8 protein-coding genes and 1 pseudogene are annotated in these 15,859 nt (G+C 71.1%); 6 read left to right on the plus strand and 3 right to left on the minus strand.

All coding sequences use genetic code 11. The features are described 5' to 3' along the window. Positions 1–71 precede the first annotated feature (71 nt). The 6 genes and pseudogenes from AB0M39_RS03510 to pulA all read left to right on the plus strand — a co-directional run bounded on the left by AB0M39_RS03510 (position 72) and on the right by pulA (position 12,583). Positions 72–1,070 carry a sugar ABC transporter permease gene (locus tag AB0M39_RS03510; RefSeq protein ID WP_365359662.1) on the plus strand — a complete coding sequence of 333 codons (999 nt, stop codon included), beginning with the start codon at positions 72–74 and terminating at the stop codon, positions 1,068–1,070. A 62-nt stretch (positions 1,071–1,132) separates the two neighbouring features. Then, on the plus strand, positions 1,133–2,062 hold the full coding sequence (locus tag AB0M39_RS03515; RefSeq protein WP_365359664.1) for a carbohydrate ABC transporter permease: 930 nt from the start codon (positions 1,133–1,135) through the stop codon (positions 2,060–2,062). A gap of 89 nt (positions 2,063–2,151) precedes the next feature. Further along, a complete protein-coding gene (locus AB0M39_RS03520) occupies positions 2,152–3,822 on the plus strand; it encodes a glycoside hydrolase family 13 protein (protein ID WP_365359666.1) in 1,671 nt (556 codons plus the stop codon). Continuing rightward, on the plus strand, positions 3,810–4,877 hold the full coding sequence (locus AB0M39_RS03525) for a LacI family DNA-binding transcriptional regulator (protein ID WP_365359668.1): 1,068 nt from the start codon (positions 3,810–3,812) through the stop codon (positions 4,875–4,877). Before AB0M39_RS03520 ends, AB0M39_RS03525 begins: the two co-directional genes overlap by 13 nt. A gap of 838 nt (positions 4,878–5,715) precedes the next feature. Beyond that, positions 5,716–7,095 (plus strand): annotated as a pseudogene (locus tag AB0M39_RS03530) (alpha-amylase family protein); the annotation flags it as partial. Between the two features lie 169 nt (positions 7,096–7,264). Next, positions 7,265–12,583, plus strand: coding sequence for a pullulanase-type alpha-1,6-glucosidase (gene pulA, locus AB0M39_RS03535; RefSeq protein ID WP_365359670.1), 5,319 nt, complete (start codon positions 7,265–7,267; stop codon positions 12,581–12,583). Between the two features lie 375 nt (positions 12,584–12,958). On the opposite strand, the gene AB0M39_RS03540 is transcribed toward pulA, so the two are convergent. The 3 genes from AB0M39_RS03540 to AB0M39_RS03550 all read right to left on the minus strand — a co-directional run bounded on the left by AB0M39_RS03540 (position 12,959) and on the right by AB0M39_RS03550 (position 15,686). After that, a complete protein-coding gene (locus AB0M39_RS03540; RefSeq protein ID WP_365359672.1) occupies positions 12,959–13,654 on the minus strand; it encodes a TetR/AcrR family transcriptional regulator in 696 nt (231 codons plus the stop codon). A gap of 108 nt (positions 13,655–13,762) precedes the next feature. After that, positions 13,763–14,800, minus strand: a complete 1,038-nt coding sequence (locus AB0M39_RS03545; protein ID WP_365359674.1) for a PDR/VanB family oxidoreductase — start codon at positions 14,798–14,800, stop codon at positions 13,763–13,765. 1 nt (position 14,801) lies between these two features. Further along, on the minus strand, positions 14,802–15,686 hold the full coding sequence (locus tag AB0M39_RS03550) for a metal-dependent hydrolase (RefSeq protein ID WP_365359775.1): 885 nt from the start codon (positions 15,684–15,686) through the stop codon (positions 14,802–14,804). Positions 15,687–15,859 lie beyond the last annotated feature (173 nt).

Genomic DNA, 15,859 nt, shown 5'->3' on the forward strand with positions numbered 1-15,859 from the left:
GCGCGGCCGGACCCCCGGCGGCGCCGCACCGCCGAACACCCTCCTGAGAATCTGTCGTAAAGGTGTCGAAGATGACCGTCGCCGTCGAGGGCGGAAGCCGAAAGACCCAGCGTGGCGATGGGCCGCGTCCAGGGCCGATCAGCCGTTTGAGGCAGTCGTACAACCGCAACTGGTACGCCTGGGCCATGGTCGCCCCGGTCGTCGCGGTCATCGGCGTGCTGGTGATCTACCCCCTGATCCGCGGTGTCTATCTGTCGCTGACCGACGCCGACAGCAACAACGTCGGCCGGACGATCGGCGTCAACGAGATCCCCGACTCCTTCTCATGGGTGGGCTTCGACAACTACTGGGAGATCCTCTCCGGGGCCGACAACCAGTTCTGGCCCCACTTCACCTGGACCATCGTCTGGACCGTCGTCTGCGTGGCGCTGCACTACGGGATCGGCATGGGCCTCGCCCTGCTGCTCAACCGCAAGATCCGCGGCCGCACCTTCTACCGGATGGTCCTGATCCTGCCGTGGGCCGTGCCCACCTTCGTCACCGTCTTCGCCTGGCGGCTGATCCTCGCCGACGACGGCGGCGTCCTCAACATGGCGCTGGAGTGGGCCCATCTGCCCACCCCGGCCTGGCTGAGCGAGCCCTTCTGGCAGAAGACCTCCGCCATCATGGTCAACACCTGGGTCGGCGTCCCCTTCATGATGGTCTCCCTGCTCGGCGGCCTGCAGTCCATCCCGCAGGAGCTGTACGAGGCCGCCGAGGTCGACGGCGCGAGCCCCTGGCAGCGCTTCCGCCATGTGACGCTGCCCGGCCTGCGCTCGGTCAGCAGCACCGTCGTCCTGCTCGGCGTCATCTGGACCTTCAACCAGTTCGTCGTCATCTTCCTGCTGTTCGGCAACAACGCGGGCACCGAGGCCCAGATCCTCGTCACCTGGGCCTACCGCCTCGGCTTCGGCCAGGACCCGCGCGACTACGCCGGCTCCGCCGCGTACGGCGTCATCATCCTGTCGATGCTCATCGTCTTCGCCTCCTTCTACCGGCGCTGGCTGGCCCGCAACGAGAAGGCGGCCTGAGTGGCCGCCCACACCGTCGAGGAACAGCACCAGCCATGACGAAAGAGAGGGGAGCCACCCCCATGAGCACCACCGCAGACGCCCCGGTCGCCGAGGCCGCCGCCGCGCCGGCCGCCGCCGTCCCGCCCCGCAAGCCCGCCTCGGGCAAGCGGCAGCTCAGGCGCGGAGAGCGCCCCCGCGCCGTGTCCGTGCTGATCCACACCCTGCTGATCGGGGCGAGCTTCATCGCCGCCTTCCCGATCTGCTGGATCGCCTGGATCTCGCTCGGCCCGGACAAGAGCGACTTCCTCCACCCCGGCGACATCGCCGGCAAGATCAGCTTCGAGAACTACACGACGGTCCTCAACGACACCGAGTTCCTCCAGTGGTTCGCCAACTCGATGATCGTCGCGCTCGGCACCTGCCTGATCGGCGTCTTCGTCGCCGCCAGCTCCGGCTACGCCGTCTCCCGGATGCGCTTCCCCGGGCACCGGCAGCTGATGTGGACCTTCCTGATCACCCAGATGTTCCCCGTCGCCATCCTCATGGTGCCGCTCTACAACATCCTGGCCGACATGGGTCTGCTCGACACCTACTGGGCGCTGATCCTGGTCTACTGCACCACCGCCATCCCGTACTGCGCCTGGCTGCTCAAGGGGTACTTCGACACGATCCCGCAGGAGATCGACGAAGCCGGCCGCGTCGACGGCCTCACCCCGTTCGGCACCTTCTACCGGCTGATCCTGCCGCTCGCCCGGCCCGGCCTGGCGGTGGCCGCGTTCTACACCTTCCTCACCGCCTGGGCCGAGGTCGCCTACGCGTCGGTCTTCATGCTCAGCGAGGACAAGTACACCCTCGCCATCGGCCTGACCACCTTCATCAGCGAGCACGACACCCAGTGGGACCTGATGGCCGCGACCTCCGTGCTCATCGCCATCCCCGCGTCGCTGTTCTTCTACCTGGTCCAGCGCCACCTGGTCACCGGCCTGACCGCCGGCGCCGCCAAATCCTGACCCGTACGACCCGGAGCGCCCGGCCCGACATCAGGCCGGGCGCCCCCTTCGTGCCCGAACCGCTCCACCGAGCCTCCGAGGGATCGAGAATGACCCAGTACCTGGCTGACGCCCACGACACCGCCGACCGGACTGCGGCCGCCGCAGACTGGTGGAGAGACGCCGTCATCTACCAGGTGTACCCCCGCAGCTTCGCCGACGGGAACGGCGACGGCATGGGCGACCTCCCGGGCGTCCGCAGCCGGCTGCCGTACCTCAAGGACCTCGGCGTCGACGCCGTGTGGCTCAGCCCGTTCTACGCCTCCCCGCAGGCCGACGCCGGCTACGACGTCGCCGACTACCGCGCCATCGACCCGATGTTCGGCACGCTCCTGGACGCCGACGCGCTGATCCGCGACGCGCACGACCTCGGGCTGCGCATCATCGTCGACCTGGTGCCCAACCACTCCTCCGACGCGCACGAATGGTTCAAGCGCGCGCTCAAGGAGGGCCCCCAGTCGCCGCTGCGCGAGCGCTACCACTTCCGCCCCGGCAAGGGCGCCGACGGCGAACTCCCGCCCAACGACTGGGAGTCCATCTTCGGCGGCCCCGCCTGGACCCGTACGCACAACCCCGACGGCACTCCGGGCGACTGGTATCTGCACCTCTTCGCGCCCGAGCAGCCCGACTTCAACTGGGAGCACCCGGCCGTCGCCGACGAGTTCCGCTCGATCCTGCGCTTCTGGCTCGACATGGGCGTCGACGGCTTCCGGGTCGACGTCGCCCACGGCCTGGTCAAGGCGGCCGGACTGCCCGACATCGGCGGCAGCGACCAGCTGAAGCTGCTGGGCAACGACGTCATGCCGTTCTTCGACCAGGACGGCGTCCACGAGATCTACCGCTCCTGGCGCACGATCCTCGACGAGTACCCCGGCGACCGCATCGCGGTGGCCGAGGCGTGGACCCCGACCGTCGAGCGCACCGCCAACTATGTGCGCCCCGACGAGCTGCACCAGGCGTTCAACTTCCAGTACCTGGGCACCCACTGGGACGCGGCCGAGCTGCGCGAGGTCGTCGACGCGTCGCTGAACGCCATGCGGCCCGTCGGCGCCCCGGCCACCTGGGTGCTGTCCAACCACGATGTGACCCGCCACGCCACCCGCTTCGCGGGCCCGCCGGCCGGCACCCAGATCCGCGTGCCCGGCGACCGCGAGCTCGGCCTGCGCCGGGCCCGCGCCGCCACCCTGCTGATGCTGGCGCTGCCCGGCTCCGCGTACCTCTACCAGGGCGAGGAGCTCGGCCTCCCCGACGTCACCGACCTGCCCGACGAGGTGCGCCAGGACCCGGCGTTCGGCCGCACGGAGGGTCAGGACGGCTTCCGCGACGGCTGCCGGGTGCCGATCCCGTGGACCGTCGAGGGCACGTCGTACGGCTTCGGCGCCGGCGGCAGCTGGCTGCCCCAGCCGGACAGCTGGGCCGGGCTCAGCGTCGAGGCGCAGACCGGCGTCGCGGACTCCACCCTGGAGCTGTACCGCGGCGCGCTCGCGGCGCGCCGCGAGCACCCCGCGCTCGGCGCGGGCGCGGAGGTCGAGTGGCTGGACGCTCCCGAGGGCGTCCTCGCCTTCCGCCGCGCGGGCGGATTCGTCTGCACCGTGAACACCACCGCCGCGGCCGTGCGCATTCCGGCGCCCGGACGCGTCCTGCTGGCCAGCGCCGCGGTCGAGCCGGTCGACGGCGAGGCCGAGCTGCCCGCGGACACCGCGGTGTGGTGGACGGTGTGACCATCCCCCCGTCGCGGAGCGGCGCCGTCCAGACCGGCGCCGCTCCGCGGCTCGCGGACATCGCGGCCCAGGCCGCGGTCAGCGAGGCGACGGCCAGCCGGGTGATGAACGGCAAGTCCGGGGTGGCCAGCGGCACCCGGCAGCGGGTGCTCGCGGCGCTCGACGTGCTCGGCTACGAGAGGCCCGTACGGCTGCGGCAGCGCAGCTCGGGCCTCGTCGGGCTGCTCACGCCCGAGCTCACCAACCCGATCTTCCCCGCCTTCGCGCAGGCCGTCGAGCAGGTACTGGCGGGGCACGGGTACACACCGCTGCTCTGCACCCAGCTGCCCGGCGGCGCGACCGAGGAGGAGCTGGTCGAGCAGCTCCAGGAGAGCGGCGTCAACGGCATCGTGTTCCTGTCCGGGGTGCACTCCGACACCTCGGCCGACCACAGCAGGTACGCCGAACTGGCGGCGCGCGGAGTCCCGTTCGTCCTCATCAACGGGTACAGCGAGCAGATCAACGCGCCGTGCGTCTCCTGCGACGACCGGGCCGCGATGCGGATGGCCGTGCACCACCTGGCCGAGCTGGGGCACGAGCGGATCGGCCTGGCGATCGGTCCGCTGCGCTATGTGCCGGCCACCCGCAAGGCCGAGGGGTTCACGGACGCCCTCGGCAGCATCCTCGGCTACACCCCCGCCGCGTCCGAACAGCTGGTCCAGCGCTCGCTGTTCAGCGTCGAGGGGGGCCATGCGGCGGCTGGCGCCCTGATGGACAAGGGGTGCACGGCGATCGTCTGCGGCAGCGACATGATGGCGCTGGGCGTGGCCCGCGCGGTGCGCGAGCGCGGTCTGGACGTGCCGTACGACCTCTCGGTGGTCGGCTTCGACGACTCGCAGCTGGTGGCGTTCACCGATCCGCCGCTGACGACGGTGCGTCAGCCGGTGAAGGCGATGGCGGCGGCGGCGGTCGGGGCGCTGCTGGAGGAGATCCAGGGAAGTCCCGTGCAGAGCACGGAGTATGTATTCGAGCCCGAGCTGGTGGTCCGCGGATCGACGGCGCAGGCGCGGCGGTAGGGGCGGGGGCGCGGCGGCTGTCCGCGGTGAGTGCGGGGCAGGGCGCCAATCCAGCCCCGTGGGGGTCCCCCCGGACGAAGTCTGGGGGAGTTTGAGGCGCACCTTCAGCCTCGCCGGCGTTTGAGGCGCGGGGTCCGGGGCGGAGCCCCGCGGGCTGCCCGCGCAGGGCACGTCACTCTCGCCCCAGGGGGCTGCGCCCCCGTACGGCCTTCGGCCGTGTCCTCAAACGCCGGACGGGCTGAAATTTCAGCCCCGCCGGCGATTGAGGCGCGAGGTCCGGGGCAGAGCCCCGCGGGCCGCCCGCATAGGGCACGTCACGGCCAGCCCCATCCGGGGCGGGTCGCCGAGCCCGGACCCGCGGGTTGTCCGCGGTGAGTACGCGGCGTGTGTACGCGAGGGGTGCGCACATGCGGTGAGTCCGCGGAGGTGTGCGCTCGACGGCCGCTTCGGCTGCGGTGACCGCGCGCGCCGCAGCCGCGCCGGCCGCGAACAGGGGGTGCGATCGCGGCCGTCTGCGCGCCGGTTCGGACCGGGCCGGCCGGTCGGGCGCGTGGGGTCCGGGCGGGCCGGACCCCCGACCGGGCGGCCCGGAGTCGTAGTTGAACGTAGCACCGCTGCAAACCTTGCGAAAGCTTTTGCAGTCGCGGAACGGCAACATTTCTGCCGTGCGACGGGAGTGTGTCCAAGGGGTTGACCCTGGGTCGAACGGAATCGTACGGTCGCGTCCGCAAGAGCTTTCTGCCGTCTTGCAGCAAGAAACATCAAAGGCCTTACGGGCATGGCGCGTTGCCGGGCAAGGCTCACCGTCACCCGCACCTCCCCCCACGCAGGAGGAAACATGGCCGGAAGACCTCTGGCCGCAGCGCTCGCCCTTGTGGCGGGCGCCGCGGCTGTCGTGGTCTCGCCGGTGGACGCCGCGCAGGCGGCGCCACCGGGCGAAAAGGACGTCACAGCAGTCCTGTTCGAGTGGAAGTTCGCCTCGGTCGCCAAGGCGTGCACCGACTCCCTGGGCCCCGCCGGCTACGGCTACGTCCAGGTCTCCCCGCCCCAGGAGCACATCCAGGGCGGGCAGTGGTGGACCTCGTACCAGCCCGTCAGCTACAAGATCGCCGGTCGTCTCGGCGACCGCGCCGCGTTCGGCGCCATGGTGAACACCTGTCACGCGGCGGGCGTCAAAGTCGTCGTCGACTCGGTGATCAACCACATGGCCTCGGCGGACGGGACCGGCACCGGCGGCTCGCCGTACACCAAGTACGGCTACCCCGGGACCTACTCCGGCGCCGACCTGGACGACTGCCGGTCGCACATCACCGACTACCGCAACCGCGGCAACGTCCAGAACTGCGAACTGGTCGGCCTCGCCGACCTCGACACCGGCGAGGACTACGTCCGCGGCCGCATCGCCGCATACCTCGACGACCTGCTCTCGCTCGGAGTCGACGGCTTCCGCATCGACGCGGCCAAGCACATGCCCGCCGCGGACCTCGCGAACATCAAGAGCCGGCTGTCGAACCCGAACGTCTACTGGAAGCAGGAGGCGATATACGGCGAGGGCGAGGCGGTCTCGCCGAGCGAGTACCTGGGCAACGGGGACGTACAGGAGTTCCGCTACGCCCGCGACCTCAAGCGCGTCTTCAACAACGAGAACCTCGCCTACCTGAAGAACTACGGCGAGGGCTGGGGCTATATGCAGTCCGGCAGGTCGGCGGTCTTCGTGGACAACCACGACACCGAGCGCGGCGGCGACACCCTCAACTACAAGGACGGCGCGAACTACACGCTGGCGAACGTCTTCATGCTGGCGTGGCCGTACGGCGCGCCGGACGTGCACTCCGGCTACGAATGGTCGGACAAGGACGCGGGACCGCCCAACGGGGGCACGGTGAACGCGTGCTACACGGACGGCTGGAAGTGCCAGCACGCATGGCGCGAGATCTCCTCCATGGTGGCCTTCCGGAACACGGCGCGCGGTCAGGGCGTCGTGCACTGGTGGGACAACGGAGGCGACGCGATCGCCTTCGGCCGGGGCGCCAAGGCGTACGTCGCCGTCAACCACGAGACGTCGTCGCTGACGCGCACCTTCCAGACGTCGCTGCCCGCCGGCGGCTACTGCGACGTCCAGTCGGGCCGGGGGGTCACGGTGAACGGCTCGGGCCAGTTCACGGCGACGCTCGGCGCGAACACGGCGGTGGCGCTGCATGTGAACGCGCGGACGTGCGGCGCCTAGAGCGTCGTTCCACGTGAACGCGGCGACGGCGCTCCGCTAGGACGTCTGCGCCACCGGGGGGCGGGGTGATCCCCACCCCGCCCCACCTCTTCCCGTGACTGGGGGCTGCGCCCCCACACCCCCGACCACACCATCCCGATCACACCGAGGAGTCCCACCGGTGACCCGTATCCCGCCGACCCACCAGCGCGCCGCCGCTGTCGTCGTCGGCGCGCTGTGCGCCGCGCTCATACCCGGCGTGCCCGCCGCCGTCGGCGCCGACCGCGGCAGCGCGCCGCCCGCGCCGCCCTCCGACCGTGCTCTCTCGAGTGAGCCGTCACGGCACGACCTCACCCGGGAGCAGTTCTACTTCGTCCTGCCCGACCGGTTCGCCAACGGCGACCCCCGCAACGACCGGGGCGGGCTGACCGGCTCGCGTCTGGAGACCGGGTACGACCCCGCCGACAAGGGCTTCTACCAGGGCGGCGACCTCAAGGGGCTCACCAGCCGACTCGACTACATCAAGGGCCTCGGCACCACCGCCATCTGGCTCGCGCCGATCTTCAAGAACCGGCCGGTGCAGGGCGAGGGCAAGGACGCGTCCGCCGGCTACCACGGCTACTGGATCACCGACTTCACCCAGGTCGACCCGCACTTCGGCACCAACGCCGACCTCGAGAGGCTCATCGACAAGGCGCACGCCAAGGGGATGAAGGTCTTCTTCGACGTCATCACCAACCACACCGCCGACACCGTCGACTACGCCGAGAAGAAGTACGGCTACCGCCCCAAGGGCGCCTACCCCTACCTCGACTCCCAGGGCCGTCCCTTCGACGACCGGGCGAAGCTCGGCAAGGTCGACGCGGACTCGTTCCCGTACACCCCGCGGAACACCGGCGGCGGCAAGGTCCCCGCCTGGCTCAACGACCCCACGATGTACCACAACCGCGGCGACTCCACCTTCGCCGGCGAGAGCTCCGAGTACGGCGACTTCTCCGGGCTCGACGACCTGTGGACCGAGCGCCCCGAAGTCGTCTCCGGCATGGAGAAGATCTACGAGAAGTGGGTCCGGGACTTCGACATCGACGGCTTCCGCATCGACACCGTCAAGCACGTCGACCTCGACTTCTGGACCCAGTGGGCCACCGCCCTCGACGCCTACGCAGCCAAGCGCGGCAGGGACGACTTCTTCATGTTCGGCGAGGTCTACAGCGCCGACACCGCGATCACCTCCCCGTACGTCACCCGGGGCCGGCTGGACGCCACCCTCGACTTCCCCTTCCAGGACGCGGCCCGCGCCTTCGCCTCGCAGAGCGCCCCGGCCGACCGCCTCGCGAAGGTCTTCGCCGACGACTACCGGTACACCACCGACAAGGCCAACGCCTACGAGCAGGTGACCTTCCTCGGCAACCACGACATGGGCCGCATCGGGACCTTCCTCAAGCAGGACAACCCGAAGGCCGACGACGCCGAGCTCGTCCAGCGCGCGCGTCTCGCGCATGAGCTGATGTTCTTCTCGCGGGGCAACCCGGTGGTCTACTACGGCGACGAGCAGGGCTTCACCGGCGCCGGCGGCGACAAGGACGCCCGCCAGACCCTGTTCGCCTCAAAGACCCCCGACTACCTCGACGACGACCAGCTCGGCACCGACCGCACCCACGCCGACGACGCGTACGACGCCCGGCACCCCGTCTACCGCTCGATCGCCGCGCTGTCGAAGCTCACCCGGGAGCACCCTGCCCTGCGCGACGGCGTCCAGGAGCAGCGGTACGCGAAGGACTCCGTCTACGCCTTCTCCCGCACGGACGCGAAGACCCGCCGCGAGTACGTCGTCGCCGTGAACAACGGCGCCACCGCCAAGACGGTCGAGATCCCGGCCGCGAGCTCCGACTTCCGGGTGCTGTACGGCGGCTCCGGCTCGGCCTCCGGCACGGTCAGCGGGCGCACGGTCACCGTCCCCGCCCTGTCCTCCGTCGTCCTCCAGGCGCGCTCGCCCCGCCCCGCCCCCGCCGCCGCGCCCGCGATCACGCTCAAGGCACCCGCCGCCGGCGCGACCGGGACCGTCGAGATCAGCGCGGACGTCGACGGCGGAGGGCTAGGCCGCGTCGTCTTCGCCGCCCAGACCGGCAACGGCAGGTGGCGGACGCTGGGGACCGCGGACCACGCCCCGTACAAGGTCACCCAGCACGTGGGCGCCGGCGTCGCCGCCGGAACCCCCCTGCGCTACAAGGCCGTCGTCACCGACAGCGCGGGCCGCACCGCGAGCGCCCTCGCCTCCACGACCGCGGGCCGCACCCCGCCGCCCGAGAAGCCCGTCGCCGTCGAACGCGACTACGCCGTCGTCCACTACCGCCGCGCCGACGGCGACTACGACGGCTGGCAGCTGAAGACCGGCGACCAGCGGACCGCCTTCACCGGACGGGACGCGTACGGCGCGTTCGCCTGGGTCAAGCTCCCCGAGAACGCCTCCTCGCTCCCGTACAGCGTCGAGAAGGACGGCGCCGCCGACGGACCCCAGCGCACGATCGATCTCGCCCGCACCGGCCAGGTCTGGATCGCGCAGGGCGAGGACGGACAGTCCGACACCGCGCCCGACGGCGCCTACCCGCCGCAGGACAAGACCAAGGCGCTCCTCCACTACCAGCGTCCCGACGGGGACTACGACGGCTGGGGCCTGCACACCTGGACCGGCGCGAAGGACCCGACCGACTGGAGCAAGCCGCTCCAGCCGGTGAGGAAGGACGCGTACGGCGTCACCTTCGAGGTGCCGCTCGCGGCCGGGGCGACCTCGCTCAGCTACATCCTCCACAAGGGCGACCAGAAGGACCTGCCGTCCGACCAGTCCCTGGACCTCGCGACGTACGGCAACGAGGTCTGGATGCTGGCCGGGCAGCCCAAGTACCTGCTGCCGCAGACCGGCGGAACGCCCTCGCTCGACCTCGCCAAGGCAGAGGCGCAGTGGATCGACCGGAACACCGTCGTCTGGAAGGTCAAGGCCACCGAGGCCACCAGCCAGCAGCTCGTCTACTCCAAGGACGGCGCGATCTCCGTCGTCGACGGCGCGCTCAGCCACGAAGGGCAGTGGCTGCGGCTGACGCCCGCCGCCCTGAGCGACGCCCAGAAGGCGAAGTATCCGCATCTGAAGGACTACCCCGCCTTCACCGTCGACGCCCGTGACCGCGACCGGATCCGCCAGGCGCTGCGCGGCCAGCTGATCGCCACCCAGCGCGCGGCCAACGGCGCGCTGCTCGCCGCCACCGGCGTACAGACCCCCGGCGTCCTCGACGACCTCTACGACGCCACGGGGGCGAAGCTCGGCCCCATCTTCGACCGCGGCCGCCCCACCCTCTCGGTGTGGGCCCCCACCGCGCACTCCGTCGCCCTGGAACTCGACGGGAAGACCGTTCCCATGCGGCGGGACGACGCGAGCGGCGTCTGGTCGGTCACCGGACCGAAGTCCTGGGCCGGCAAGCCCTACCGCTACGCGGTGAAGGTCTGGGCGCCCAGCGTTCACAAGACCGTCGTCAACAAGGTCACCGACCCCTACTCCACCGCTCTGACCACCGACTCCGCCCGCAGCCTCGTCGTCGACCTCGCCGACCCCAAGCTGGCCCCGGCGGGCTGGGCGGGCCTGCGGAAGCCGGCCGCCACGCCGCTGCGCGACGCGCAGATCCAGGAGCTGCACATCCGCGACTTCTCGATCGCGGACCGCACGGCGCGCCACAAGGGCCAGTACCTCGCGTTCACCGACCGCGCGTCCGCCGGGATGAGGCACCTCGCCCGGCTGGCCGCATCCGGCACGTCCTACGTACACCTCCTGCCCGCGTTCGACATCGGCACCATCCCGGAGAAGAAGTCCGGGCAGACCGTCCCCGACTGCGACCTCAAGGTGTACGCCCCCGACTCCGACGAGCAGCAGGCGTGCGTCGCCAAGGCCGCGGCCAAGGACGCGTACAACTGGGGCTACGACCCGCTCCACTACACCGTGCCCGAGGGCTCGTACGCCTCCGACCCCGAGGGGACCCGGCGGACCGTCGAGTTCCGGCAGATGGTCCAGTCGCTCAACAAGGCCGGACTGCGCACGGTCATGGACGTCGTCTACAACCACACCGTGGCGAGCGGCCAGGCCGACAAGTCCGTACTCGACAAGATCGTGCCCGGCTACTACCAGCGGCTGCTCGCGGACGGCTCCGTCGCCACCTCCACCTGCTGCGCCAACACCGCGCCCGAGAACGCGATGATGGGCAAGCTGGTCGTGGACTCGGTGGTCACCTGGGCCAAGGAGTACAAGGTCGACGGCTTCCGCTTCGACCTCATGGGCCACCACCCCAAGGCCAACATCCTCGCCGTCCGCAAGGCTCTCGACGCGCTCACCCTCGCGCGGGACGGCGTCGACGGAAAGAAGATCGTCCTCTACGGGGAGGGCTGGAACTTCGGCGAGATCGCCGACGACGCCCGCTTCGTCCAGGCCACCCAGAAGAACATGGCGGGCACGGGGATCGCGACCTTCTCCGACCGCGCCCGCGACGCGGTCCGCGGCGGCGGTCCCTTCGACGAGGACCCGGGTGTGCAGGGCTTCGCCTCGGGCCTGTACACCGACCCCAACTCCTCGAAGGCGAACGGCACGGAGGCGGAGCAGAAGGCCAGGCTGCTGCACTACCAGGACCTGATCAAGGTGGGTCTCTCCGGCAACCTCGCCGGGTTCTCCTTCACCGACACCAAGGGCCGCACGGTCAAGGGCTCGGACGTCGACTACAACGGCGCCCCCGCCGGCTACGCGGCCGCTCCCGGCGACGCCCTCGCCTACGCGGACGCCCACGACAACGAGTCGCTGTACGACGCCCTCGCCTTCAAGCTGCCCGCCGCCGTATCGCCGGGCGACCGGTCGCGGATGCAGGTGCTGGCGATGGCGACGGCGGCGCTCTCCCAGGGCCCCGCGCTCTCCCAGGCAGGGACGGACCTGCTCCGCTCCAAGTCGCTGGACCGCAATTCGTACGACAGCGGCGACTGGTTCAACGCGATCCACTGGGACTGCCGCGACGGCAACGGCTTCGGCCGCGGTCTGCCTCCGGCGGCCGACAACAAGCCCAAGTGGCCCTTCGCCACGTCCCTGCTGACCACGCCCTCGCTCACGGTCGGCTGCCCGCAGATCGAGGGAGCGTCGGCCGCGTACCGAGATCTCCTCACGATCCGCACGTCTGAGCCGGACTTCAGCCTGGCCACGGCGGGCGACGTCCAGTCCAGGCTCTCCTTCCCGCTCTCCGGGACGGCGGAGACGCCTGGTGTGATCACGATGGCACTGGGCGACCTGGTGGTGGTCTTCAACGCGACCCCGTCGCCCCAGACCCAGCGCGTCGCCTCCCTCGCGGGCACCGCGTACACCCTCCACCCGACCCAGACGACGGGCGCGGACCCGACGGTCAAGAAGTCCTCTTACGAAGGGAGCACAGGCGCGTTCACCGTCCCGTCCCGCACGGTAGCGGTCTTCAAGCGCTCCTGACCGAGCGATGACCTTTGCCCGCCGACGGGGCGGGCACCTTCAGCCCCGCCGGCGTTTGAGGCGCGCCCATTCAGCCTCGCCGGCGTTTGAGGCGCGGGGTCCGGGGCAGCGCCCCGCAGGCCGCCCGCACAGGGCATGTCACCCCCGCCCCAGGGGGCTACGCCCCGGTACGCCCTGCGGGCGTGTCCTCAATCGCCGGACGGGCTGAGTTTCCCGGGCTCGACCCGCACACAATCAGCCTCGTGGGGGTCCCCCCGGACGAAGTCTGGGGGAGTTTGAGGCGCGGGGTCCGGGGCGGAGCCCCGCGGGCGGCCTCGCCGTTCAAGCCCCGCCGGCGTTTGAGGCGCGGGGAACGCTGGGGCAGCACCCCAGCAACTAGACCGCCGCCGCCAACACCGTCAACCGCCCCAGCAGCTCCCCGAACGGCCCCTCCGCCGGCTCCGCCCCCAGCATCCGGGCCACGATCTGCGCCATCTCCTCGTCGTACGCCGCGCTCACCGCCGTCAGCGCCGCGAAGTCGTGCACCAGCTGACGCTCCAGCTCCGCACGCGGTATGCGCCTGCCGTCCAGCCAGATCAGCGCCGTCGACTCGGCGAGCGAGACCCAGGACCGTACGACCAACTCCAGCCGCGCCGGAGGGTTCTCGACGGCCAGATGCGACAGGATCTGCTCGTACGCGGCCTGCCGGACCTCGTCGATCATCGCGTTCGCGGTCGACGACCCGACGGCCGGACCGCCCCGCATCAGCGCGGAGAACCCCGGCCCGTGGTCGTCCACGAAGTCGAAGAACCGGCCCATGACCCGCAGCAGCCGCGCCCCGAGCGGCCCTTCGCGCGGCTCCTGGAAACGCGCCGCCAACTCGTCGGCCGCCCGCCGCAGCGCGGCTTCGTACAGGCTCTGCTTGCCGGGAAAGTAGTGGTAGACGAGCGGCCGCGAGATGCCCGCGGCCGCGGCTATCTCGTCGATGGAGACATCGTCGGGGGAGCGGTGGCTGAACAGCTCCAGCGCCACACCGATCAGCTGCTGCCTGCGCTCCTCGACGCCCATTCTGCGGCGTACCCCGGTCGTCATGCGGAACAGAGTACCGACTCGAAAAGAAGTTCCCCTTCCGGGTGAAGGTTCTGCGAAGAGGCCGCTGACGGCCAGGTTCCGCTTGACGCCGCGGAACAGCCCGCCGCCCTACAGGTCGAGCACCAGCCGCTCGCCCCGGCAGCGCGAGACGCAGATCAGCATCGAGTCCTCCCGCTCCGCGTCCGTCAGCAGCTCGTCCCGGTGGTCGATCTCGCCTTCCAGGACGCGCTGTTGGCAGGTCCCGCAGAACCCCTGCTCGCAGGAGTAGGGCACGTTCGGCAGCTCCTCGCGGACCGCGGCCAGCAGCGACTGGCCGGCGGCGACCGTCAGCGTCCGCCCGGTCCGGCGCAGCTCCGCCTCGAACGCGGCCGCCTCGCCCCGCGCCCGCGGAGCGAACCGCTCCAGATGGAGCGTGCAGCCGGTCGGCAGCGCCTGGGCCACCGCGTCCATCAGGCCCTCGGGCCCGCAGCAGTACACGGCCGTGCCCTCGGCGACGCCCGAGAAGACGTCCGCCATATCCGGAACGCCCGCGACGACCGCCACCCGGTCGCCGCCGAGCTCCTCGACCTCCTCGAGGAACGGCATCGACGCGCGGGAGCGGCCGCAGTACACGAGCCGCCAGTTCGCCCCGGCGGCCGCCAGGGCGCGTACCATCGGCAGGACCGGAGTGATCCCGATGCCGCCCGCCACGAAGACGTACGACGGCGCCGGCGTCAGCGGGAAGCGGTTGCGCGGGCCGCGCACCTCGATCTCCGTGCCCTCGTGGAGCTGTTCGTGGACCTCGCGCGAGCCGCCTCGGCCGTCCTCGACCAGTCGGGCGGCGACGGTGTACGACGAGGGGTCGGCGGGGTCGCCGCACAGCGAGTACTGGCGGACCAGGCCCGACGGCAGCACCAGGTCGAGATGCGCGCCGGGCTCCCAGACGGGCAAGTCCTCGCCCTTCAGGGTGAGTCGTACGACTCCCTCGGCGGCCTCCGCCCGTTCGGTGACCAGCAGCCGCAGACCGCGGGGGCGGCCCTGGCCGGAGACCGGGTTCTCCAGGGCGGGCAGCGGCCACAGCGGAGAGGCCTGGATCCGCCGGCGCATCGCCCGCCGGGTGAGCAGCGCGGCGCCGGCGACCAGCACGGCCGTACGCAGCCGGGGCATGTCAGCGGCCTCCGTTCGCGCCGGGCGAGGTCGCCAGATAGGCCACCGCCTGGGCGGTGCTGCCCTCCTGGGAGGGGTGGTACGAGCGGCTCAGATAGCGGGGGATCGAGCGGAGCATCGCCTGCGGCGTGGGCAGCACGCCCTGGCTGCCGGCACGGAAATAGGCGGCGAACCCGGCCTTTCCGTTCAGCAGCGTCGGGTCGTTCTCCATGAAGAACCGGGCGCCGCGCTGCCAGAGGAAGACCAGCGCGGAGAACGCGACGGCCCAGGTGCGCGCCCGCCGCCGGTACCCCCCGTCCACGTGCATGAAGAGCTCGAAGGCCACCGAGCGGTGCTCGACCTCCTCCGCGCCGTGCCAGCGCAGCAGGTCCAGCATCACCGGGTCGGCGCCCCGGCGGTCCAGCTCATGGGCGTTGAGCACCCAGTCGCCGAGGAACGCGGTGTAGTGCTCGATCGCGGCGATCGTCGCGACCCGCTCCATCAGCCACCACTCGCGCGCCCGGCCGGGCGGCAGCGTCCGGTCGCCGAGCAGCTTCTCGAAGAGCCAGTCCACCTGCGCGGTGTACGGAGTGGGGTCCAGGCCGAGCTTCTTGAGGTGCGGCAGCACGTCGTCATGGGCCTGGGAGTGCATGGCCTCCTGGCCGATGAAGCCGATGACGTCCTCGCGCAGCCGGTCGTCGTGGATATACGGCAGCACCTGTTGGTAGACGTGCACGAACCAGCGTTCGCCCGCCGGGAGCAGCAGATGCAGCACATTGATCGTGTGGGTCGCGAACGGGTCGCCGGGTATCCAGTGCAGCGGCGTGTCCGACCATGCGAAGGCGACCTTGCGGGCCTTGAGCGGCGTCCGCTCCGCTTCGACGGGCGCGGGCTGTGTGCGCGACAGCTGCGTATTAGACATGGCGTCAATGTACTGACGGGTAAGCTGCCGCGACAGAGGTAGGCGGCCAGATTTTCGCCCCCTGCGAGGATGTGCTGCCGGACGCCCGCCGTGACTGCCCCAACAGCCGCGCCCGCCGCGCGGGAGAGCGCGAGCGGGCGCGGCCAGGCGCTCTACAG

The sequence above is a fragment of the Streptomyces sp. NPDC051907 genome (assembly GCF_040681075.1).
GTDB lineage: Bacteria > Actinomycetota > Actinomycetes > Streptomycetales > Streptomycetaceae > Streptomyces.